21 protein-coding genes are annotated in these 22883 nt (G+C 41.6%); 10 read left to right on the top strand and 11 right to left on the bottom strand.

All coding sequences use genetic code 11. The annotated features are described in order from the left end of the window. Window positions 1–5 precede the first annotated feature (5 nt). From xerC to NTW12_02905, 9 genes are all read right to left on the bottom strand, one after another. Window positions 6–986, bottom strand: a complete 981-nt coding sequence (xerC, locus tag NTW12_02945) for a tyrosine recombinase XerC (GenBank protein MCX5845300.1) — start codon at window positions 984–986, stop codon at window positions 6–8. 168 nt (window positions 987–1154) lie between these two features. Beyond that, window positions 1155–1655, bottom strand: a complete 501-nt coding sequence (locus NTW12_02940; protein MCX5845299.1) for a bifunctional nuclease family protein — start codon at window positions 1653–1655, stop codon at window positions 1155–1157. Continuing rightward, on the bottom strand, window positions 1649–2989 hold the full coding sequence (gene miaB / locus NTW12_02935) for a tRNA (N6-isopentenyl adenosine(37)-C2)-methylthiotransferase MiaB (protein ID MCX5845298.1): 1341 nt from the start codon (window positions 2987–2989) through the stop codon (window positions 1649–1651). The genes NTW12_02940 and miaB overlap by 7 nt, the downstream gene beginning before the upstream one ends. Before the next feature lie 341 nt (window positions 2990–3330). Further along, the gene (locus NTW12_02930) at window positions 3331–5313 is read right to left on the bottom strand and encodes a response regulator (protein MCX5845297.1); all 1983 of its coding nucleotides are present in this window, start codon (window positions 5311–5313) and stop codon (window positions 3331–3333) included. Window positions 5314–5430: 117 nt separating this feature from the next. Beyond that, window positions 5431–5769 carry an Hpt domain-containing protein gene (locus NTW12_02925; protein ID MCX5845296.1) on the bottom strand — a complete coding sequence of 113 codons (339 nt, stop codon included), beginning with the start codon at window positions 5767–5769 and terminating at the stop codon, window positions 5431–5433. Continuing rightward, the gene (locus tag NTW12_02920; GenBank protein MCX5845295.1) at window positions 5736–7943 is read right to left on the bottom strand and encodes a response regulator; all 2208 of its coding nucleotides are present in this window, start codon (window positions 7941–7943) and stop codon (window positions 5736–5738) included. Before NTW12_02920 ends, NTW12_02925 begins: the two co-directional genes overlap by 34 nt. Further along, window positions 7906–8799: an HDOD domain-containing protein gene (locus tag NTW12_02915; GenBank protein ID MCX5845294.1), complete on the bottom strand. Its 894-nt coding sequence runs from the start codon at window positions 8797–8799 to the stop codon at window positions 7906–7908. The genes NTW12_02920 and NTW12_02915 overlap by 38 nt, the downstream gene beginning before the upstream one ends. Further along, on the bottom strand, window positions 8792–9142 hold the full coding sequence (locus NTW12_02910) for a hypothetical protein (protein ID MCX5845293.1): 351 nt from the start codon (window positions 9140–9142) through the stop codon (window positions 8792–8794). Before NTW12_02910 ends, NTW12_02915 begins: the two co-directional genes overlap by 8 nt. A 534-nt stretch (window positions 9143–9676) precedes the next feature. Further along, window positions 9677–10354 (bottom strand): PilZ domain-containing protein, encoded by a 678-nt coding sequence (locus NTW12_02905; GenBank protein ID MCX5845292.1) that lies wholly within the window; start codon window positions 10352–10354, stop codon window positions 9677–9679. 293 nt (window positions 10355–10647) lie between these two features. On the opposite strand from NTW12_02905, the gene NTW12_02900 reads away from it, so the two are divergent. Genes NTW12_02900 through NTW12_02870 form a run of 7 tightly spaced genes read left to right on the top strand, consistent with a single transcriptional unit; the run spans window position 10648 to window position 18617 of the window. Then, on the top strand, window positions 10648–12000 hold the full coding sequence (locus NTW12_02900; protein MCX5845291.1) for a hypothetical protein: 1353 nt from the start codon (window positions 10648–10650) through the stop codon (window positions 11998–12000). 19 nt (window positions 12001–12019) lie between these two features. Further along, complete coding sequence (locus tag NTW12_02895) at window positions 12020–12562, top strand: hypothetical protein (protein ID MCX5845290.1); 543 nt, start codon at window positions 12020–12022, stop codon at window positions 12560–12562. Continuing rightward, window positions 12559–13005 carry a hypothetical protein gene (locus tag NTW12_02890; GenBank protein ID MCX5845289.1) on the top strand — a complete coding sequence of 149 codons (447 nt, stop codon included), beginning with the start codon at window positions 12559–12561 and terminating at the stop codon, window positions 13003–13005. Before NTW12_02895 ends, NTW12_02890 begins: the two co-directional genes overlap by 4 nt. Window positions 13006–13055: 50 nt before the next feature. After that, entirely contained in the window at window positions 13056–14516 is a 1461-nt protein-coding gene (gene mshL / locus NTW12_02885; GenBank protein ID MCX5845288.1) for a pilus (MSHA type) biogenesis protein MshL, read from the top strand. Window positions 14517–14556: 40 nt separating this feature from the next. Next, on the top strand, window positions 14557–16203 hold the full coding sequence (locus tag NTW12_02880; GenBank protein MCX5845287.1) for a GspE/PulE family protein: 1647 nt from the start codon (window positions 14557–14559) through the stop codon (window positions 16201–16203). Beyond that, window positions 16200–17414 carry a type II secretion system F family protein gene (locus NTW12_02875; protein MCX5845286.1) on the top strand — a complete coding sequence of 405 codons (1215 nt, stop codon included), beginning with the start codon at window positions 16200–16202 and terminating at the stop codon, window positions 17412–17414. Before NTW12_02880 ends, NTW12_02875 begins: the two co-directional genes overlap by 4 nt. A gap of 9 nt (window positions 17415–17423) precedes the next feature. Further along, complete coding sequence (locus NTW12_02870; GenBank protein MCX5845285.1) at window positions 17424–18617, top strand: AAA family ATPase; 1194 nt, start codon at window positions 17424–17426, stop codon at window positions 18615–18617. A gap of 50 nt (window positions 18618–18667) precedes the next feature. Here the strand turns inward: NTW12_02870 and NTW12_02865 are convergent, their stop codons facing one another. Then, window positions 18668–19756 carry a tetratricopeptide repeat protein gene (locus NTW12_02865; protein MCX5845284.1) on the bottom strand — a complete coding sequence of 363 codons (1089 nt, stop codon included), beginning with the start codon at window positions 19754–19756 and terminating at the stop codon, window positions 18668–18670. Beyond that, window positions 19753–20298 (bottom strand): lytic transglycosylase domain-containing protein, encoded by a 546-nt coding sequence (locus NTW12_02860; protein MCX5845283.1) that lies wholly within the window; start codon window positions 20296–20298, stop codon window positions 19753–19755. Before NTW12_02860 ends, NTW12_02865 begins: the two co-directional genes overlap by 4 nt. Window positions 20299–20455: 157 nt before the next feature. Between NTW12_02860 and NTW12_02855 the strand changes: the two genes are divergently transcribed. The 3 genes from NTW12_02855 (at window position 20456) to NTW12_02845 (ending at window position 22855) form a co-directional block, all read left to right on the top strand. Beyond that, window positions 20456–21055: a response regulator gene (locus NTW12_02855; GenBank protein MCX5845282.1), complete on the top strand. Its 600-nt coding sequence runs from the start codon at window positions 20456–20458 to the stop codon at window positions 21053–21055. Beyond that, on the top strand, window positions 21027–22115 hold the full coding sequence (locus NTW12_02850) for an ATP-binding protein (protein MCX5845281.1): 1089 nt from the start codon (window positions 21027–21029) through the stop codon (window positions 22113–22115). Before NTW12_02855 ends, NTW12_02850 begins: the two co-directional genes overlap by 29 nt. A gap of 98 nt (window positions 22116–22213) precedes the next feature. Further along, window positions 22214–22855 carry a prepilin-type N-terminal cleavage/methylation domain-containing protein gene (locus NTW12_02845; GenBank protein MCX5845280.1) on the top strand — a complete coding sequence of 214 codons (642 nt, stop codon included), beginning with the start codon at window positions 22214–22216 and terminating at the stop codon, window positions 22853–22855. Window positions 22856–22883 lie beyond the last annotated feature (28 nt).

Raw genomic sequence — 22883 nt, 5'->3', positions numbered from 1 at the left:
CCTTATTATTTTACCTTTAGAGAATTTTCCCCTGTTGGATAAACCTCCCTTTTCACGGACTTATTTATTCGTGCCTTCGGATGAGCTTTATCATAGACTTCCAGCAGTCTGCCGACACTGACAGACGTATATCTTTGTGTTGTGGAGAGGCTTTCATGACCAAGAAACTCCTGAATGGCCCGCAGATCAGCACCGGCTTCCATCATATGGGTGGCAAAAGTATGCCGCAGCGTATGGGGACTTATTTTTCTGTCTAATCCGCTCGAAAGAACCAATTTATCCAGGATTCTTGCTACACTCCTCGTACTTAGCCTGGTCCCCTCCCTGCTGATAAAGATTGGCTCATCTGAACCATTTTCAATATTTCTACACGGAATTTCGTGCCTTTTTTCAAGATATAAGCTCACGGCGCCGGTGGCCTGGTCGCCGACAGGAACTATTCTTTCTTTCTTTCCCTTTCCCCTGATCTTCATCAATCCTTGATTGTAATCGATATCTCTCATGTTCAGACCCACCAATTCGCTGAGACGAATGCCCGAAGAATAAAATAACTCTACAATGGCTCTGTCTCTTAAACCAATAGCGTCCGTACGGCTTTTTGCGTTGAACAGTACGGACATTTCATCAACAGACAGGAATGCAGGTATATATTTTTCTATCTTCGGCGCCTGAACCATCTGGGCCGGGTTAACCTTCACTTTTCCTTTACGTTGGAGATAATTAAAAAAAGTCCTGAGTGCGGACACTTTTCTTGATATGGTAACTTTCTTAAGCCCTTCACGATAGAGTGATGCCAAATATGCCCTGATTATCATATGGTCTATATCAATAAGGGTATCTGTGTCGTTTTTTTTAGCAGATATGTTATTAGCGTCAAGGAATGTTTTGAACTGCCTCACATCGGCGAGATAATTTCCCCTTGTATTCGGCGAGAGGTTCCTCTCAACATCCATGTGAATTCCGAAATCCTCGATTTCCTTTTCCATATCTCTTAAAAAATAAGAGCCACGACATTTTTCAAGTTTAAGTACTTCCGTACTCTCTCGTGGCAATACATGTAATTATTACAGCTACTTCCCAGCGAATATCACATCCCGTAAGCCCGCAGACTATACCATCCTCCCATGCCTGATCTCTTAAATATCCCGCTTACATCACATCTTATACTTCCCAAAATCCTCGGGAGAAAGATTTTCCAGAAATTCCTTTAATTTTTCATCTTTTAAATTATCGAGCTCTGTAATTTTCTTCCCAAAATCAACATTCCTTGATTTTTCGATAACCTTTTCAGCAACAAATATCGGGGCATTGGCCCTCAAGGCTAATGCAATCGCATCACTCGGCCTGGAATCAACCACCATTGTTTTATCATCCTTAGTTAAATGGATATTGGCAAAAAAAGTGTTGTTTCTGAGATCGTGAATCTCAATTTTGATGACTTCAACGTCAACGGTCTTCAAAATTTCATATATTAGATCGTGCGTCATGGGTCTGGAAAAAGAAATTTTTTCCAGCTCTGTTGCAATAGCGCTGGCCTCGAAAAGGCCTATCCATATAGGGATAGCTTTTTTCTCATCGAGGTCTTTTAAAATTACGATAGGCGTATTTGTCAGCGGATCTATCGTTAATCCGGCAACTTTCATCTTAACTAACATTGAGTAACCTCCTCTTCAGTGAGTACACCCCTCAGGGAATGGAGATATGCATCGGTTATTACGACAGAAACGGTTTTGCCGATCAGGTCATTATACCCTCTGAAGTTTACAATTTTATTTGTCCGTGTCCTTCCTGCCACATCTTCTCTTGAGTTTTTACTTATACTTTCAACGAGAATCTCTTCCATGTTGCCTATCAGGTTTCTATTTTTCGAGAGAGTATGTCTCTCTTGAAGAGACTGAACCAATTGCAGCCTGTCACGCTTTACACATATACTAACCTTGTCGCCAAGTTTTGCCGCAGCGGTCCCCTCACGTTCCGAGTACTTGAAGGAAAATATGTTATCAAACCTGATTTTCTCCATCATGTCAATCGTTGCCTGAAAATCCCTCTCCGTTTCACCGGGGAATCCTACAATAATATCCGAAGTTATACTAATGTGTGGACACGCGGTCCTGAGCTTATCCACTCTATCAAAGTAATCAGTCATTGTATAACGCCTGTTCATCATTTTGAGTATCCGGTCAGATCCCGCCTGTACCGGAAGATGAATATGTTCACATAATTTATCGACCTCAGAAAAGCAACTTACCAATGCATCGGAGAGATCCTTAGGATGCGAGGTGGTAAATCTGATCCTCTCAATTCCTTCAATCTCTCCCATTTTTTGCAACAAATCGGCAAACGCATGTCCATTACCTGTAGTTCCGCTATATGAATTGACATTCTGACCGAGGAGGGTTACCTCTTTGACACCATGATCGGCAAGCACTTTGACTTCATCGACAATTTCCCTAAGTGGTCTGCTCTCCTCGCGCCCCCGCAGATTGGGAACAACACAGTAGGAACAAAAATTATTACACCCTTGCATTATCGTTACATAAGCACTTACTTTTCCATTTTTAGCTCGTACCGAAATACCGAGTGAATTAACCGATTCGTGAAATTCCGTGTGAACGACCGGTGTTCTTTCTTTTTGGATCTTTGCTATTAATTCAGGAAGAAGATGTATGTTATGTGTACCGAAAACCAGATCCAGACAAGGTACTTTTTCAATGAACTTTGCCCCCCACTGCTGAGCAAGACACCCCCCCACTCCGATAATGAGTTCAGGCTTTATTGTCTTTAATTTTTTTAATCTGCCGAGTTCACTATATACTTTTTGAGCAGCCTTCTCTCTGATACTGCACGTATTGATGATGATCAGGTCAGCTTTCCCAATATCATCGACACTTTCATATCCCGACGTTTCCATCAACGCCATGATCTTTTCGGAATCATGGACATTCATCTGACAACCAAACGTACGAATAAAGAGAGACTTCTTCTCCAATCTTTCCAATTATCCTGAGTATTTATTATTATGAAATTATTAATATAAGGGTAACGTATAGTCAATACATTTTTAATACCAGAAAATAATTCATTTCTTCTTTCCGACAAGAATTTCTTAAAATAATACTTTGAATGCCGTATTGCTGTCGGTTGATCGTGTAGCCAATGGATGAAAAGCACAGGAGGTTGGCGACATACGCACCATGAAACTTGTATTTTAACGAAGCCGCACGTTATCAACCGGAATGTGATTTATGAGAAGATCATCAACTACTTGGAAGGATTAAAGATGTATAAATAAATGCATAGCAGCGATTTCTATCGGAACATTCTCTAGATTTAATCCAATACTTTTCTTATTCTATCAGACAAGTCATTCATCTGAAACGGTTTCTGTATAAATGTTCTGCAACCCCTTTCCATGATCTCCTTTGCCTTGCCGTTTATGCTGTACCCGCTGGATAGAATCACCCTGATGTCAGGATTTAAGGACTTGAGAACATCAAACGTCTCTCCACCACCCAAACCCGGCATTATCATGTCCAGAATAACCAGATCAATCTCGGACCCCTTATCTTTGTATACTTCTATGGCCTCACGACCGCTCCTTGCTATATAAACCCGATAACCCAACACCTCTAAAAGCTCCTTACTCACATCAATAATTACATCTTCGTCATCCACAAGAAGAATAGTTCCATCACCTTTCACAATACCTACAGGAACTTTCTCCTCCTTTATCACTTTCTTGTCCGATGCAGGAAAATAGATAGTGAACGTTGTCCCGTGGCCCCTCTCACTGTATACATTGATCATACCTTTATGTCCCTTGATAATACCATATGCAGACGCAAGCCCCAGACCTGTACCTCTCCCCATCTCCTTCGTGGTGAAAAAGGGATCAAATATCCGCTCTTTCGTCTTCCCATCCATTCCTACACCTGTGTCCGTCACTGAAACTTTGACATATTTTCCCGTCTTGACGGAATACGGTTTCACATACTCCTTATCAATAGTAACATTGGCCGTCTCCAGATACAAATCCCCGCCACTCGACATGGCCTGCCAGGCATTCACATAAAGATTTAAAAGCACCTGCTCAATCTGCCCGCGATCAATCTCCACCGCCCAGAGATTCTCTTCAAGCGACCGGTGAACAGTGATTTCCTTCTTTGTCCTCCCAAACATTGTTGATGTCTTATCAATGATCTCGTTTAAGTCGGCAACCCTGACCTCGTATCGCCCACCACGTGCAAATCCCAAAAGCTGCTTGGTTAATTCCGCACCACTTCTTACCTGCTCTTCGATTCTTTTAAGCTTATCGTAATGGGGGTGGTTTGTATTCATATCAAAGAGGATGAGGGATGTGTACCCTTGAATGCCCATCAATAGATTGTTGAAATCATGGGCAATACCGCCGGCTAAGGTACCTATTGCCTCGATTTTATGAGCCTGCCTCAGCTCTGTCTCTAGTTGCTTCCGATCACTAATGTCATTCATTATAACAACGGTTTTATTCTCTTCATCTCTAATCGGCAAAATAGTAAGAGAAACTTCTTTTCCGTTTATAAGTCGATATGAATCACCATTTATGTTTCGGGTAATCATTGCGTCATTTCCAATAAGATTGTTCACCCTCATGCGGTCAATCTCATGAAATAGATCAAGGACATTTAAAGCTAAGAGCTTTTCCTCAGTTATCCCGACAATAGAAATTGCAGTCGGGTTTGCAAAAACGATCTTTGCTTCAGAGGTTATTTCAAAGATACCTTCAGATATACTTGATAGAATAATTTCCAAATGTCTTTTTACAGAAAGTAATTCCAGGACAACACCCCGCGAATAGGTCTCTTCAATACCTATGACTTCATTCGTAAAATCACAGGGTCTAGACAAATCTATTCTATCTAAAGTTGCTAAAACGCGTTCAGACATTTTATTAAAGGGACCCTTGGCAATGCAGGCATTAGCTCCCAGTTCAGTCAAGTTTATTTCATGCTCGGCAGCAACAGCGGAAAGAATTATTATATACGCATCTTTCATGCGCGGCATTTTACGTATCATCCGGCACAGCTTCTCTCCGTTAATATTTGGCATGATGAAATCCATAATTATGATATCCGGTGTGCAGGTTTCCAAAAGCTTAAGAACAGTCAGCCCGTCTTCTGCTGTTGACACCTGATAATCATGTTTTAAAAGGAGATTATTCATAAAGCTCAATATGACGGGGTTATTGTCCACAACCAATACCTTCTTTTCTCTACTTAGTCTCTTCTCAGCAGTGTCAAGCATCTGTTCCCACTTAATGTTCATCGTTGACATAATCTGTACCTCTTTAGTTGCTGCCTTTGATATTGCATTGATAATTGTCCCTGTAAGACCTCAACAAACATGATGAAACTACTACACTATTAATACAATAATGGTGTTTATTGTATCCTAATGATAAACTTCTGTTAGATAAACAAGTTCTTTCGCCAAGCGTTCAGTAGCTTCTTCGGCTCCTTCCAGAATATTTTGACGGGCCTTCATTTCGATCTCCTTCGCGATTTCAGACATTTCCGGTATGCCAAGGCTTTCGGCAGCACCTCTTATGGTATGGGTTGTTTCATAAACTCGTTTTGAATCCCCATCATGCATCGCAGAATACAATTCACTTAAATATGAAGTGCTCGTTTCAATAAAGAGTACTAACAGCGATAAATACTCATCCTCTTCCAAACCGACATTTTCCGCCATTTGTTTCAGAATGATACGTGTTTCTTTCGAACCGTCCATTTATCAATTATCTCCTTTATAACTTCAAGCTTCACCGGTTTAGCAAGATAGTCATCCATACCAGCGTTGATGCACTTTACACGGTCTTCCTCCATCGCACCGGCCGTCAAGGCAATTATTGGGATATCTCCATATCCTCTACTTCTGATTACTTTAGTAGCTGCCATACCATCCATCACCGGCATTTGAACATCCATGAAGATCAAATCAAATGTGTTATTTGTCATGCTGAGCTTTTTAATTGCCTCACGGCCATTACTTGCCAGTTCTACATGATGTCCTGCTTTGCACAGCATAATTTTTACCAAATTCTGATTGACTATATTATCTTCAGCCAGAAGTATTTTCAGTGAGGAATTCTCTCCCTGTGCAGCCCTGCATCGATCGATCATCTTTCCATTCCTCAGACTATTTCTCTTTCCCGAGTCTCTCGTATCATTTATTTTTTCCTCTATGGTCTGAATCAACTTTTGCTTCCGAACCGGTGTCTGAATGAATGAAATCATTCCCGATAATTCGTGTTCCAAGACAACTCTTTCCTTGATGGGGCCATATACGAGCAAACGAATATCTCCCGTACGTGCTACCCGGATCATTTCAACAACTTTATTTATATCCGGTAATCGTATATCCAGCATGCAAAAGTCAAAGGAATCATTGTTATCATGGGCATAGTGTAAAGCAGGCAAAACATCTTCCCCTTTTTGTGTCGTCATAACGCGCATACAGGAAGATTCAATCATGTGTGATAATATTTGAAGATTTGTCTTATTCTCACCAACAATGAGAACCCTTTTATCGATAAGAGAAGTATAAACTTTATTTTTATTAAAGTTAGGCTCATCCAGCCAAGCCGTGAAATGAAATACACTGCCCCTGCCTGTCTCGCTTTGCGCCCATACATCGCCATTCATCAACTGCGAGAGTTTTTTGCATATTGACAGCCCGAGTCCAGACCCACCATACTTCCGAGTAGAAGAACAATCTACCTGCTGAAATGAATCAAAAATTGAAGATAGCTTATTCTTCGGAATACCGATACCGGTATCTTTGACCACTACGTGGATTTTCACCTGATGGTTCTGTCTATCCTCTCCATTAAGGTTTAGTTCAATTTCACCAGCGTCAGTGAACTTCGCAGCATTCTCCATCAAATTCAAGAGAACCTGTCTAAATCTGTATGGATCTCCCTTTACAGAGGAAGGAAGGCTGTCTCCTATGCGACACACTAAAACGATAGGCTTTCCTTCGATCCTGGGCTGGATAATATCGCAGACATCATATGCTACTTCCTCCGGATCAAAATCAATATTCTCAAGTTTCAACTGTCCAGCCTCACCTTTTGAGAAATCGAGAATGTCATTGATAAGGAAGAGCAGTGCCTCACCGCTTTTTTTGATTGTGTCGACATATTTACTCTGCTCTTCATCGAGATCAGTATTGAACAACAAACCGGTAAAGCCAATCACCCCGTTCATCGGTGTCCTGATTTCATGGCTCATGTTCGCCAGAAATTGACTTTTCGCGATATTCAGTACATTTGCCGCCTCCAGAGCCTTTTGCAGGTCTTCTGTACGTTTTTTTACGAGATATTCAAGCTGTCTGTTCGTGTCATTTATTTTCTTATACAGAAAGGCGTTTTCGAGCGCCCGTGCCGTATTAAATAATATTATCGTTAGGAGGTTCGATAATACATTGTTGACAGCAAGCTCATCATTTACAAGAATACCCACCACCATTCCTATTACCTGTGATCGTGTAACTAGGGGGTGAAATACTAACGTATGATTGAAATATTTTGCCGGAACTGTAACCGCCCGGTTTTGGTACAATGCCCAGGCGAAAACTCCTTCGGCAATTTGAAATTCCACCTCTTTTTCAATCATGAGCGAATCTGCTTCCGGTTCACACTCTGTAAGAATAAAATCAGAATTTTCTTCATCAATCATATAGAGCGCGAGCACCTGGAACGGCATCAGGCGCTTCAGCTGAATCATGGCCGCACTGAAAATGACGGCAGGCTCTTGATCCGGAGGATTGATGCTGTTCTTGAAATCTCCGAGGGATACAACCATATCCAGCGCATCCAATGTCCAGCGATTCGCTTCCTCTAAATGTCTTATCCGTTCTTCTAAATCAAACAGATACGTTCTTTTTTTTGTAGTCTTCAACATGTTCAGGCTTTCCGAATAAGGATTGCACAACATCTTTAACTTCTCGCTCCAACTGATCCAACGTGGGAGAGAGCACGCTTGAAGGAATTCCGATGAGTTCCAAAGCTTTCTCATCTAAAGATGGAATATATTGTTCCCCGCTATTGCCCATCTGCATTGCGTGGGCAATAATGTCAGCTACGTGAACTACGGACGTTTCGATAGGATATCGTCTCGCTTCCCGTGGCGAATGATGATATGCCACTACCTCTTCCAGAGAAGGTGGTAGATTCCAGAACCGCACTAATATACTCCCCAAATCCGAATGGTTAAAACCGATAACTTCTTTTTCAACTAAATAAAGCAATTCTCTATTGGCCTTGCAGCGGAGAATCATTTCCCGCGCTGTTTCCGGTATTTTCTTGTAGATAATGAGCCTGCCTATATCATGAATGATACCCGCTGCAAAAAAACGTTCCACATTCATTTCACACCGTCGGTAGGTTGCAAGTATTTTTGCAGCGAGACCACATGCTACACTATGTCTCCAGAACGATTCCATGCTGACAAGCTCCTCCGGTATTCCTTTAAACAAACTCATTATAGAAGTTGCCAAAGCGAGATCGCGTATCTGTTGTGTACCTACGATAAAAAGGGCACGACTGACTGTTTCGATTTTCGATGGGAAACCATAGAACGCACTGTTAACAAGCTGGAGCAATCGGGAGGTAAGACCGGGATCATCACTTAGTATGTCGCTGATATCTTTCATGGAAGATCGGGGATTATTTACCGCCTCATTGATTTTCATATATATGACCGGCAAAGATGATACTTGTACTAATCCTTTTAAAAGATCCTCCGGCTTCTTAATCATCGATCTGTCCTCCCGATCTGCGTCGAACCAGACGAAGTGTGAGCAAATGAAACAGTTCCTTCATAAATGGATGTTCTATGTCTACATGACGGAAACGTTCACGAATCTGATTTTCCACCTCCTGGAAAAGTAACGGGTCAAGTTGAGCGACAATATTTGCAGCAAGTTCCTCCTTTTCGTAACCCCTTATATCGGCTTCTGTTATTCCCCACATTCTAAAGACCCTCAGATGCTTTTCACTGATTGTGTTCCCGCCTGCTAATATTACACGACCACTTCGATCTTTTATGTCGCCGGCCAGAATCATGCCCTCGTGAATGTCTTCCAGATTGATTACCCCCATTTTCTCATCCCCAATTACTGTATTTATATTCTTGTTGCATACGCTGAGTCTTCAAAAACGAACCCCATATATTTATCGTCATTTTCTCTGAAAACTTTATTCTGATACCAACGATAACTAATAAACAAATTTATATAAAAAGGGTATAAAGATGTATTTTTAAAGTTTTCGTAAAAAGTCGGGTTTCGTCTCAAATTGTCATTCATGCTGATGTGGGAATCCAGTAATATTAAATAGTTCTGGACTCCCGCCTCCGCGGGAGTGACATGGTTTTTGACTTTTTACGAGTTCATCATTTTTAAAACATAAACATGAAAATATTGAAGCAGTCATCGGGGAATGTACTCGCTGCTGATTTATGGATAAGTGACTGCTGCAGGAACTGACGCCCTGAAGGAAGGCGCTGATTCGCCTTAAAGACCAAACTTATACTGTGTGTTTCTTATCAAGGACAATGAATGGCGAAATTTAATTACATATACAAGGGTGGGATTGGAAGATATGCATGCGAGGAGGATGAGGATATAATTCCTGTTACGTTTTTGATAGAAGATCTCTCTGAATTGCCAGGATTTTTCCGCCCAGTAAATAGCTACATTTCTTATCCATTTTCAAAAAATGAACCGACACATATTCTATATCAGCCCGCCTTTCGGCTTCAGAAGGATACCATACATTTACTGCTTTTGCTTCAAGACTAAACTTGTGTAAATCAAGGGTTAAAATCATTTTGATCATTATTCCCGGTTCGATGGGATGATTATTTGAATGGCAAAAACGAGCGCCGCCAATAGAGATATCTAGGATATTAACTTTTGCATCTCTCACATAAAGATGGATACCATTATCTGACCTGGGTTTCACCCTGTAGTGCATTCTTAAATCATATATATTCAGCTCACTGCCCCGGATTATGGTAATGGCCTGGACTGTTTTTGATGAATAGAGATTATAATCATTCACGATATTCACCACTTTACCAGAAAAACCAATACGCCTGATATTATCCTTTTTCTTTATAAGATAGGTGACTGTTATGTGTTCACCAACATGATACCTTGTAAATGGTGGATTTGTCTGAGACAATATACTATTAACACCGTCGGTATCGTACACTGTTGCATTTCTGACATCTGTTATTTCCTTTTCGATGTCAATATGCATGACGAGATTGACACTCATTCCAGGTCTGATATCACTTAACTTTTCCACTTTAACGCCGTTTCATCACATGAGAATAAATCTAATAATGCGGAATTTCCGTATTTCAACCTTAGCAAAGAAAGAGAGTTATTTCAAATTATTATGCTACTGAAGCCAATTATATTTTTCATTTTTTTCATTTTACCATAAATATTAAGCTGATACCATCTTCCACCAGAATCATTTGGTAAGTAACTGTGATAATTTCCAAAAATACTTGAAAGCGAGAGAAATTCAGGGTATATACAACGCAACGAGAATTCTCACTCATAGTGGATGGGAATTGACAGGAAGGAAAAGTATTGAGCAAACAAGTAGTAGTCAGTTTTGAAGATAACCTGATTAAGGTGGTTTACGCATCGTACGAAAGGGAAAAGACGGTCGTCCATAAGACAAACGTTTTTCAGGAAGAGGAATTTGACTCTTTCTTAAAAACTGCCAAATTACCTGATCTCACGGTGCTCTGCCACTTCAAAAGATTTTATAGCGATATTATAGCTGCTCCCCCTGCAAAACCTGCATATCTTAAAAAAATCATTGAGACTGAAATAAGAAAACGTTTTCCAGTATTGAATGACTTATCCTATTTCTACTGCGATCTCACGGAAAAATCGTCAACTGAGAAGGGAACAAGGGAAATATTTTTCTTTGCCGTTGACAATAGTGAGCTCACTGAAATTATAGAGCGATTCAATAAATATGGTAAATCAGTCAAATACATTTACCCAGATATTCTCGCACTTTCCCACTTAATAAAGACATCTGATGACTGGAGCAGTAAAACGGTGCTTTCTTTATTGAATTCAGAAACAGACAGAACCCTTTTTCTCATCAAAAATGGGCAGATTTGCTTTATCAGAGTCACGCCATCTTTGGGGCATGAAGTCGCTGATATTGATATCGACAATATCAACATGACTGTCAGTTACTGCCGGCAGAAATTACGATTGTATCCCGAACAGATAATACTGATGAATGCTGTAAAAAAAGAAGGGGGTTTTAACACGATTATTCCTACGGTATCTGTCAAGCACCCTTCAAACGTCCTTGCCTCCGATGAAACACTCACAAATTTTGCTGCACCGGTATCAGCTATCATTTTCGGACAAAAACTCAGGAATCAGAATCTTCTCCCTCATAAATACAAAATGTTGTACACTCAGAGAAGCATAGCTTCTTATGCCGTTGTTTTTTTTCTTCTGTTTTCCCTCATTGGACTTGGTCACATTTTAATCAATCTATCAGAAATATCCCGGATAAATGAAAAAATTAATTTACTGAGAAAAGATATCTCAGGAATTGATGCAGCAACATCAGCATATGAAAAAGAAACCGAAAAAATGCAGCAATTTCTCCCTTTAATCAATTTCGTTAACGAAGCAAACTCAAGCCCCGACATACAAAAGGCGCTCGTTTCATTAAAATTCCTGCCCATGGAAAACGTGCATATTCAAACCATCCAATTAAACAATAAGAACGTTTCTTTGCTGATCCAGGTATCCGGCATTATTACACATAAAAACTACGGAGAAATGCACAGAGTCTTTACAAAGCTCCTCGCTAATTTCACTAATGTTTCAGGTATGGCGGTTATTTCAAAAAACATTGATCTAAAAAATGGAAACTTTCAAATAGATGTTGAAAACAAGATCTAATTCTGCAGAACGCTTACCCATGGACGCAAAGCTTAAAAAGCTTCTATTATATTATGCTGTTTCCGCACTCTTTGCTACGGTGCTCATCTCTGGTGCAATTCTCACAGAGACGTACATAACAAGCCTATCAGATACGTTAAATAAATTTCAAACTCTCAAAATAAATAGTGTCAAGATGAAAGAAACGTCGAAAAATGTAGGCGAAACTATAGTAAATATCAGGGCGCTTTTCCCGTCATATGATAAAACGGAAGCGATGGAAGGCGCGATCTTGACAGCAATTGATTCTATTAAGTCACGTATTAAAGGTGCGGATATAGCCATTGCAAATTTTGAAAAAAAGGGGGACGAAATCGCACTACCGGTAACTATAATCGGTACGATTCAGGACTATACAGTATTTATTAACGACATAGGCTATCTGCAGTCTCTCGTTTCACCCTTTTTCTTTATCAATGATGTAACTATCTCAAACCGATCAGATGCAAAAAATGCGGTAATTAGTATTGAGATCAAAGGAATAGTAAAAATGCAGTCAGTAAATATAGGCGGCAGTTCGTGAACGAGAATAATAAAATTATCATCTTCCTTTTATCGATTCCTGTAATTGCCATAATCATTATTTTGCTTATTTCAAGGGTAAATTTTGCACCATCATTTTCTCCCGCTGAGCAAAAAGTCTTCACCTTTACCGATGAGCGTACACCCAAGCTTACGGAGAGAAAATCATTGTCTTTCGGTTCTCTAAAAAGCCCGATCAACCTTACACAAAGCCGGGAAAGTGAATTCCCGAAGACATCACTCGCAGAAATCGTACCTCCGCCGGCCATTGCGGAAAAAAGGGTTTCATTTATTTTAGTCAATCAGAAAAGAAAATTTGCTATTATTGACGGCAAGCTTGTACATGAAGGTGACAAAATGGATAATCATTCAATCGCAAGGATTGAAAAAGACAAGATCTTATTAAAAAACAGAGAAGGTGAAAAATGGCTGAAGTTAGATTAAACAATTGTTCTGTGTTAAAATTGTTTTTGTTTCTGGGATTTTTCCTATGCATGATATCTTGTTCTGCACTCGAAATTAAAAGAGAAATCCAGATTCCAAAGGAAGCTAAAGAATCGACAGGTGCACAACCTTCCCCTGCCACACCGGTAAAAACACCCGATTTTGTTCCTGTCCATGACGACATATCACCGCTCAAGACGAGAATAGTTGATCTGTCCGCACGAAACACGCCCTTGCGGGATGCGCTCTTCATTATCGCAGAGGCAACCGGACTTAATTTAGTAATGGATACCGATGTAAATGCTGAAACTCCGATTACACTCAATTTGAAAAATGTAACCGCAGAGGATGCTTTAAACAGGGTCTGTGCTTCCGCTGACTATTTTTACACGGTAAAAGATAACATGCTCTTCATTAAAGCAACATCCACAAAAACCTTCGAACTGGGGTTCCCTGCAATTGTGCAAACCTATCACACAGACTTAGGCGGCGACATGCTTGGCGGCGTAACTTCGGGAACCGGCGGGGGCACCACCGTCAAGGGAAATATTTCTCAAAAATCTGAAACCGATAAATCTGCGTACAACTTCTGGGATGTCATTGAAAAGTCCCTCGATAAAATCACAGGCGCCTCAACTGGAGCACAAAACATTACGGTTAACCGTCTAACCGGAACCATCATTGTCACGTCAACGAAAAAAAACCTTGAAAAAATTGAGAACTACCTCAATACAATCAAAAAGGTTATCAACAGGCAGGTTCTGGTAGAGGCGAAGATCATCGAGGTCAGCCTGTCCGACGGCCTCCAATTCGGCATTAACTGGAATTATGTTTTAAATACACGAGAGGGCCAAAGCGCAACCTTTGCAACGAGACAATTTGCCGATGGAGTTTCTGCAGCAGCCCCCAACTTCAGCATAGCGACAGTGGCATCTGATTTCACTTCTCTTCTTCGCGCCATCCAAACTCAGGGGGAAACAAGAATCCTGTCAAATCCCCGTGTAAGTATCATGAATGGACAGACATCAATTTTAAGTGTGGGGCAGGATAAAAATTATATTTCAAAGATCGAATCAACTACCACAACGGGCAGTCCCCCTGTCATTACCTTTACGGTTAACACAAGCAGCCTGCTTTCCGGCATCATGATCGGGATTGTTCCGTTTATCAGTGAGAGCGGCGAGATAACCCTGAGTATTACTCCTATTACCTCAGACCTCGTAAAACTAGATGAACGGAAACTCGGCACACCGGATAGCTCGGGAAACTATCCGTTCCTCATTCAACTTCCCACCGTTAATCTCAGACAACTGAGCACGACTGTAAAGGTCAGAAATGGACAGATGGTCATAATCGGGGGGCTTATCTCTAACAGGGAAGAGATCGCGGATAGCCAAATCCCAGGGCTGGGAGACATCCCTCTATTGGGTTACCTATTTAAAAGCAGGACAAAATCGGTAACAAAAACCGAACTTGTCGTGTTAATTCAGCCCATGATTGTATCTAAATAAAAAAACAGTACTTTACCATAACAATAAGGATGCAAACAGTATGGCAGCAGTAAAGATTGGAGAAATCCTTCAGTCAAAAAACCTGATTAATGAAAACCAGCTTCAGATTGCCCTTATCCAGCAAAAAATTACCGGCGAGCTTCTCGGTGATGCCATCGTAAAGTTAGGCTTTGTATCATCGAAAGAACTTGGTCAGGCTTTAGCCGAACAGGCGGGCGTTGAATACATCGACCTGAGTCAGTACCCTATTTCGGAAGACGCCCTGATACTTTTTCCAAAAGAAGTCGCGGAAACAACCGGTTTCATTCCCATCGAAATCACAGAAGGAAGGTTGAGCATTGGTGTAACCAATCCGAGTAATATTGTGGCCGTTGACAAAGTTGCGTCAATTACTAAAAATCAACCGAAAGTATATATGGTTGACCCTGACAATTTCCGTGAGTCTCTGGAGAAAGGCTACTTTTTTCTCGAGAATCCGATCCAGCAGAACAGAGAAAGAATCCTCAAAGAAATAAAAGAATCAAGAACTGCGAGTGGGGCAGCCGTGACATCCTTAACTGACCTCATTTTCATGGACGGGATTCGAAGAAATGCGACAGATATACATATTACACCGGCATCAGATATTATTCACATATTTTACAGAATAGATGGGGTATTACAATACGGGCATGCCCTTCCGCGCATCGTTCATACGGGCAGCGTATCGAGGATAAAAATTCTATCCAAGCTCGATATTGCAGAAACACGACTTCCTCAGGACGGCTCTTTCACATTTGATTTCCTTCATAAAGGATACGATATCCGGGTATCTACTATACCCACCATCTACGGCGAAAATGTAGTAATGAGGATTCTTGCTGGCACAGGGCCCCTTCTCAGGATTGACAAACTCGGATTTGACGAGCACATTGTGAAAATAATAAGGTCGCTTTTTCAAAAACCCTATGGAGTTATTCTCATTGCCGGTCCAACAGGTTCCGGTAAGACAACCACACTGTATGCCGCCCTCAGAGAAATTAACCTCCTGGAGAGAAATGTTATTACCGTCGAGGATCCCGTTGAATACAAGTTAAGTCTTACGAGACAGACCCAGGTAAACGTGAAGGCCGGATATGATTTTGCCTTCGCCGCAAGAAATTTCATGAGACAGGATCCTGATGTCATGCTTATCGGAGAAATCAGGGATGAAGAAACAGCAAAGATAGCAGTTCGTACATCAATCACGGGCCATCTTGTCCTTTCCACCATTCACTCAAATGATGCGGTAACATCCATACCACGGCTGCTGGATCTGCAGGTGGATAAATTCCTCGTATCATCATCACTTCTTGCCATCATCGCACAGAGACTGGCAAGGAAGATATGTCAGTACTGCAAAACAGAGCACGCCCTAAGAGACGAAGATCATGAACTTTTAAAAGAATACAACATACAGATCGACAAGTCATACAGGGGTGTTGGATGCAGTAAGTGTAGCGGTTCCGGCTATGCAGGAAGGTTGGTTATAGGAGAAATTCTGACCATCGACAATGAGTTACGGGAATTGATCTATTCTGATATTCCTATCACTGCCATACAGTCAGCAGCCATACGGAAGGGCATGGTCCCACTTAAAGAAGACGGGCTGAGAAAGGTTGCTCAGGGAATAATATCTTTCGAGGAATTACTCAGGGTGACGGGATGAACAGCTATTCCTATAAGGCATTGGACGCCAAAGGCGCTCTCATTAGGGGCGTCCTCGAAGCGGATAATACCTCTTCAGTACACGAAAATCTCACAACCCGAGGCTTATATGTTCTTTACGTTAAAGAATCAAGCGTAATACTTAAAAAAATAACTGACAGATTCATCACATGGAGAATCCGGAGAAAGGATATTATTGAATTTTCATCGAACCTTTCAATCATGATTCGTGCCGGCGTTCCGATCCTTACCGCAATTGATGACATTATCGACACAATAGATAATGAACACTTAAAGGCCACCATCAGTGATATCAAAAAAAACATAGAAATGGGCGCCAGACTTTCCGATGCCCTGGAACTTCATAAAGCGGTATTTCCTGACATTTTAATCAGGCTGGTGAGAGTCGGAGAGGAAACAGGACGTTTAGAAGAAAGCCTCTCGGAAGTCGCTGAGCATCTTCAGAAGTTACAAGATCTTGCCTCCACAGTAAAGCGGGCCCTCATCTACCCTTTATTCTCATTAATTACGACAGGTGCTGCCGTCATTTTCTGGCTTGCATATGTCTTGCCAAAAATCATGCAGGTTATTCGTGACTTAGGTGTCAAAATGCCTCTGCTAACAAAAATACTCTACGAGTTGAGCAAATTTACCGAACAGTATTGGTACATCTTCCCAATCATTCCCGTATTGATTTTTTTCGTCCTGCAGGCCATGAAATTGAGGCCTGTAACACGATACTACCTGGACTACATAAAAATAAAAACCCCCATTATCAGACTCCTCACCTATAATAAACTGCTTGCTCTTTTCTCAGAACAATTAAGATTACTGATTACAGCGGGAATTACAATTGATCGATCTTTAGAGATTGCCGCTGAGGTCATGGGAAACGAAGTCTTCAAAAAAGCAATACTTGACTCAAAGATGAACATTGTGGCGGGAAATAGAATTTCGGATTCGTTGAGCGCCCACAGCATATTCCCACCATTGTTCATCAGGATGGTAGCTATCGGTGAGTCAAGTGGTAACCTCGACAAGCAGTTTGGTTTTCTCGCTACACACTACTACAAACTGGTGGATGACTTCTCCGATAAAGTGGGCAAGATGATTGAACCCATTCTCATAATAACCCTGGGATGTCTCATGGGGCTTATGGTTGCAGGCGTTCTGCTACCCATGTATGATGTTTTTACCAAACTCGCCGGATAGTAACTGATTATGGATTACTTAGAGTTCTTTAATCTCAACGAAGATCCGTTCGGACTTACGCCGGATTCACACTACTTCTACCCCTCAAAAATGCATAATGATGTTCTGGCATCCCTGGATTATGCCGTGGAGCAGAAGGAGGGTTTTTCTCTTATCATCGGTGAACCGGGAACGGGAAAGACGACGATCCTCAAGATATTTATTGATCGGTGGAAGGAAAAGGCGGAAATTGCCCTGATTATGACACCGAGGCTTTCCCCGGAGGAACTGTTGCAGGCTATCCTGGATGATTTAAATATTTATCTTGAAACAACAAACAAGAACGAAATGATAAAAGTTTTTAGAGACTTCCTCATAAATCAATCCCTTGCAGGTAAAAGAGTAATCATAATTGTGGATGAAGCCCAGAATCTATCCGACGGTTCTCTGGAAGAGTTGAGACTGCTGTCAAATTTAGAGACTGAAAAGGAAAAACTCCTGCAAATTATTCTTGTCGGGCAACCCGAGCTTCAAAGAAGATTACATTCCGAAGGGTTACGGCAGTTGGACCAGAGGATTTCGATCAGGGCAACATTGAGGCCTCTCACAGCGTTGGAAACGTACGATTATATCACCTTCAGGTTGATTAAGGCAGGTAAAGGTTCCGCCATATTCGACGAAAAAGCAAAAAAGTTAACACATAAGCTCTCCGGTGGCGTTCCTCGATTAATCAATCTCACCGCCTCAAGGGCCATGATGATAGCCTATATCGGTACAAGCCACCATATTCATAAGAGACACGTGCTGGATACGGTTAAACATACTCTGGATACCCAACTGAAAATGTCCTCCCGGCATAGGATGTTTCAATACGCAGTTGCCGTTATTATTCTACTGATCTGCGCCGGTTTGGTTTTACTCTTCGGCTATAATACATTTCAACGCAACGGTAATTCGATTCAAACCCCGATACAATCATCTATCAAACCAGACAGCACCGTCGCTCGTCAAAAAATGGCAACCGTAACTGTGCGGGCCGCCCGATTGCGGGAAGGGCCGTCTCTTCAGGCAGGTATAGCGAGTATCGTCGCCAAGGGTGATCGTTTTGAGGTTATCGAGGAATGGACCGAATCGGGCGGAAACAAGTGGTACAAATTACGGGTGCCTGATAGTGGCGAGTACTGGATTGCATCGTACATAGTCAGCGTCAGTTCCCTTCGATGACGACTTTGTATATAAGCCGCCATTTCCGTTTATTTCTTATTTACCGATTATCACTTCGTCAGCTGCAATAACCTTTCGTTTGCCGTATTTACAATTTGAGGATCTACAGTATCCGTCGATATAACCATTCTGTAAAAATAAATTGCATCCGTAACTTTTTTTTGTTTCTCGGCAATTCGCGCAAGACCTAAATAACCCTGAGCATCTCCCGCGTCAGTAAGTTTCATATAGTGCTGATTGGCTTTATCGAAGATACTCTGCTTTTCATAGAGGAGCCCAAGGTTCAACAGAGCAAGGCTGTTTGACGGTTCCACTGTTAAGGCCCTTCGGAAATAACTCTCGCTCTCGGAATATTTGCCAAGGTGGCCGTAACTGATGCCCATATTAATCAAAGGAGAAACATAGTCTTTTTTGATATTAAGTGCCTTTTGGGCATACCGTATGGCTTCCTCATATGAACTTAAATAAATGAGCATACCGGAAATATTATTCATAACGACATAATTATTCGGTTCCACCGTGAGTACTTTTTTATAGTATGAGAGGGCTTGGCGATATTTCCCCTGCATTTCATAAGTCCTTGCGCCATAAAGATAAGCATCTTTGTCCTGTCCGGATATTTTTTCGACTCCCTCTTCCTGTTCTTGTCTATCCATACCGGATGTTGCCTTATGCTGTTTCATTTCCCTCAATTTGCCTGCCGTCTTCGGGTTAATCCCTTGGGCATATTTTTTTGTTATGATTTTTTTTCCACGAGAATGCGTTAAAGAATCTCTTTTCTGTTCAGGCGTAACTGCAGTTTCCGTTACCTTTTGATCCACGGAGGTTGCTGCAAATGTCCTGACTTCAGACTGAGGCTGTTGCGATGGCGCCGTTATCTGTGGAGACGGCTGAACGGCTGGCGCGGTCCTCACGGACATACGTGTAACTGCTGATGGTTCTTTCAGGTACTCGATAAGGTAGACTGCTCCAAATCCCACAGCAACAAATACAAGCACAATAACAAGAGCAAGCGTCAGCTTTTTTCTGGTTCGCCTCTCTGCCGTTGATTGAACTACGGCATCTTTCAGGATCGGCGGAACATCCCTTTTAGATTCATGCTGCTTGACTTTAGAAAGTAAGTCCGTAATGAGACTCATGGTTCTCCATTCACTATAGGCTTTTCCACATCTCTCACCCTGAAATGCAGTGATTGACCTGAGCGTAAGCTCTCAGGCTGAGACTCCCTCTTCTTTGCTATCTTACGTGCCTTTTCTTTCTTCAGTTCACGAAAAATCTTCCATGAATAACCGACCCGTTTGCCTTTGCTCTTCGCATTGTAACATCCAACAGCTTCCCACGTATAACCATTTCTGTCGATACATTGCCTGAGGATACCGGCGCCGACCTTAACATTATAGCAAGGATTGGAAATAAGTTCTTCCCTGTTCAGGTGCATAACATCAATCCATGCAGAGTTTATCTGCATAAGCCCCAAATCTGTTGAACCATTTCTATTGATGTTTACAGCCTCAGAATTCAAGCCGGATTCAACCCGGGCAATCGATTGGAGAAGCTCATGACTCACGCCATGCGCTCTGCCGGCCTCCTCAAAACAGAAAGCTTCCACCGTAATCGGAAAAAGGATCAGAAAAAGGACGCAGATTGTAACTATCAGTACCGGTGCTGTTTGGGTAATCATTCTATAAAAGCTCTTTTGTACACGCATACTTCCAACGGGGTTCAGATTTGTATCAGTTGCCGAGGCAAGATACCATAGAAAATTATAATTGCAAAATATTTTCATTTCAATTAGTTATTTAAGCAGACTATTTAAAACTCATTTGACGGAGTAAATCATGGTTTCTATCCTTTTAGTGGAAGATGATACAGCCCTACGAAAGCAGATCTGCTTTTCGCTGGAAAGCGCCTTTAGCATAGTAGAGGCCGGAAATCAAAAGGAGGCCATCGACGCGCTGAAAAACAATAAAATCGATGTTGTTATCCTTGACCTGGGATTGCCGCCACATGAAGGTACACCGGATGAAGGGTTAAAAGTTCTCAATCACATACTTAGTAAATACACGTGCAAGGTGATCATACTCACCGGACAGAGGACGGAAGGTATTGCCCTTGAAGCTATTAAATCAGGAGCCTTCGACTACCTCTTGAAACCTGCCAACATGGAGAAAATTCACTACTCTGTCGAAAGGGCTCTGCTCTTTAAGGAAACGGAAGAGCAACTTGAAAAGCAGGGTATTAAAAAGATTTCATTAGATGTGGAGATGGGAAAAGGTCTCCAGACGTTACGGGATGAGGCAGACAAGAGCATTATTTTGAGGATACTGAGGGATACAAACTTCAATGTTTACCAATCAGCGAAAATCCTGGGCGTAAAAAGAGAAAGCCTCTATTATTTCTTGAGAAAGTTTGGCGTTAAAAGAACCGATGACGATTGAGTATATCTATCCTTTTTTTATATTCGCCGGTTTCGTTATCATCGGCGTCCTTATCTATATCCGGCGCCTTACTCAAAAGGCCATCCGTGGCATACTCGAATTCATCGATCTTAACACACAACTCGACTACGACCTCCACCGCTTTTTACCGGATGTCGTTCCTGTGCTAAAAAAAATAAAAATTGACGATATATTTTATGATATCCACTACCTGAATGCTTCTCTTACGCACAAGGCAACCTTGAGCAATGATTCAATGAAGAAAAACATTGAGAGAGGTGATTACCGGATAATGATAGGAATCGTCCCGCGTCATTCACAGGGCGAACAATATTTTCTGAATATGATTATCCTTGAAATACTCTCTTTCCTCATAGAAATGGATGTCCTCATTAAGATTAAAGTTATTCATGAAGCCTTTTATAAATTTTCACAACTCCAAACTTTTATTCTCCATGACGTTAAAAACATCGCTCAGTTCATCGAGTTTCTGTCGTACAACGTGCAGCATTTAGAAACTCCCCAGAGACAGGAACGCTTTATTTCTTATCTGAGGGAAACCCTTCCCGCGCAGTCCCGGCGTGGGGCTAAGATTATCAGCCTTCTGGAAATGAAAAAGGAAACCGATATCGAGAAATCCGATAAAATATCAATTGACGTAAAAGCCCTGCTGGAAAATCTCACAAAACACTACCATCTCACCTGTACGATAAAAGGAGAAGGGTCAATCACTGCCGAGGAATACAAGGTCATCTCTATTTTCGATAACCTTCTTAAGAATATCTATGATAAATCTCTCGAGGAGCCTGATCTAAACTGCTATATCGATATTACTGCGGACGGAAATAATGTAAAAATCATGATCTCGGATACGGGAAGTTCTATAAAAGACAGTACCCGTTTATTTGAACCCTTCTACTCCACAAAGGGAGGAGGGCTTGGTATCGGCCTGTTTCAGGCAAAAAACATGGCTCATGCCATGAAGGGGGACATCCATGTTCTTCCTCAGGCAATCGGCGCGGCGTTTGAGGTTGTTCTCCCCACACATGAAGAGATGTAAAATTCTTTTACTCTTGAAAAGTCATCTTTAACGACTTAAAATTAAAGCAATAAAATATAACCGCCGATATATAACAAAAGAAAAAAAGGAGACGAATAATGTTCAATTTTAGAAAACTCAGGAATGACAGGGGGTTTACCCTTGTTGAACTGGCTATCGTACTGGTGATCATCGGGCTCATTCTTGCAGGTGTCATCAAAGGCCAGGAACTTATCAACAACGCGAAAATGAAAAGGTTGTACAATTCTCAAAAGGAAATTGCAGCCGCCATTTATACTTATTACGATAGGTATCAAAAGTATCCGGGCGATGATAATACGGCGACAACCAGATGGCCGGGAACATTTAACGGAAACGGAAACGGCCTTATTGATGGCGGCGCCGTGGGAACAAATCCAGCTCCCGGCACAATGTTTACCTGTGCTGCCGGAACTGCATCTGAAACCTGCGCTATATGGGAGCATTTAAGACTTTCCCAAATACTTTCCGGACCGGCTGTTGCCGGTACAAGCCGTTTGAATCCAACTCACCCATACGGCGGAACCATTGGTGCAGCCAATGTCGCCGTCCAGGGCCTGACGGTGAACTGGATTGGAGTTTCCAGAACCCCTGAAAACGTAGCGCAAATCCTTGATGTACAAAATGATGACGGAGATGCATTAACCGGATCGATTCGTTGTCTCCAAGCTTTTGCGGCGCCGGTAACTGAAACCACTATGAGTGAGTTTTTCAAGCTCTAAATTGCTGTAACGACAGATTTCTTTCAGA

This window comes from Deltaproteobacteria bacterium (assembly GCA_026388545.1).
Classification (GTDB): Bacteria; Desulfobacterota; Syntrophia; order Syntrophales; family UBA2185; genus JAPLJS01.
This window is presented reverse-complemented; position numbering and strand designations above follow the sequence as displayed.

Coding starts and splice junctions, on each gene's coding strand:
- xerC (MCX5845300.1), bottom strand. CDS start 986: ATGGAAAAGGAAATCGAGGATTTCGGAATTCACATGGATGTTGAGAGG.
- NTW12_02940 (MCX5845299.1), bottom strand. CDS start 1,655: ATGTTAGTTAAGATGAAAGTTGCCGGATTAACGATAGATCCGCTGACA.
- NTW12_02930 (MCX5845297.1), bottom strand. CDS start 5,313: ATGTCAACGATGAACATTAAGTGGGAACAGATGCTTGACACTGCTGAG.
- NTW12_02925 (MCX5845296.1), bottom strand. CDS start 5,769: ATGGACGGTTCGAAAGAAACACGTATCATTCTGAAACAAATGGCGGAA.
- NTW12_02920 (MCX5845295.1), bottom strand. CDS start 7,943: ATGTTGAAGACTACAAAAAAAAGAACGTATCTGTTTGATTTAGAAGAA.
- NTW12_02915 (MCX5845294.1), bottom strand. CDS start 8,799: ATGATTAAGAAGCCGGAGGATCTTTTAAAAGGATTAGTACAAGTATCA.
- NTW12_02910 (MCX5845293.1), bottom strand. CDS start 9,142: ATGGGGGTAATCAATCTGGAAGACATTCACGAGGGCATGATTCTGGCC.
- NTW12_02895 (MCX5845290.1), top strand. CDS start 12,020: ATGGACGCAAAGCTTAAAAAGCTTCTATTATATTATGCTGTTTCCGCA.
- mshL (MCX5845288.1), top strand. CDS start 13,056: ATGATATCTTGTTCTGCACTCGAAATTAAAAGAGAAATCCAGATTCCA.
- NTW12_02880 (MCX5845287.1), top strand. CDS start 14,557: ATGGCAGCAGTAAAGATTGGAGAAATCCTTCAGTCAAAAAACCTGATT.
- NTW12_02875 (MCX5845286.1), top strand. CDS start 16,200: ATGAACAGCTATTCCTATAAGGCATTGGACGCCAAAGGCGCTCTCATT.
- NTW12_02870 (MCX5845285.1), top strand. CDS start 17,424: ATGGATTACTTAGAGTTCTTTAATCTCAACGAAGATCCGTTCGGACTT.
- NTW12_02865 (MCX5845284.1), bottom strand. CDS start 19,756: ATGAGTCTCATTACGGACTTACTTTCTAAAGTCAAGCAGCATGAATCT.
- NTW12_02860 (MCX5845283.1), bottom strand. CDS start 20,298: ATGATTACCCAAACAGCACCGGTACTGATAGTTACAATCTGCGTCCTT.
- NTW12_02855 (MCX5845282.1), top strand. CDS start 20,456: ATGGTTTCTATCCTTTTAGTGGAAGATGATACAGCCCTACGAAAGCAG.
- NTW12_02845 (MCX5845280.1), top strand. CDS start 22,214: ATGTTCAATTTTAGAAAACTCAGGAATGACAGGGGGTTTACCCTTGTT.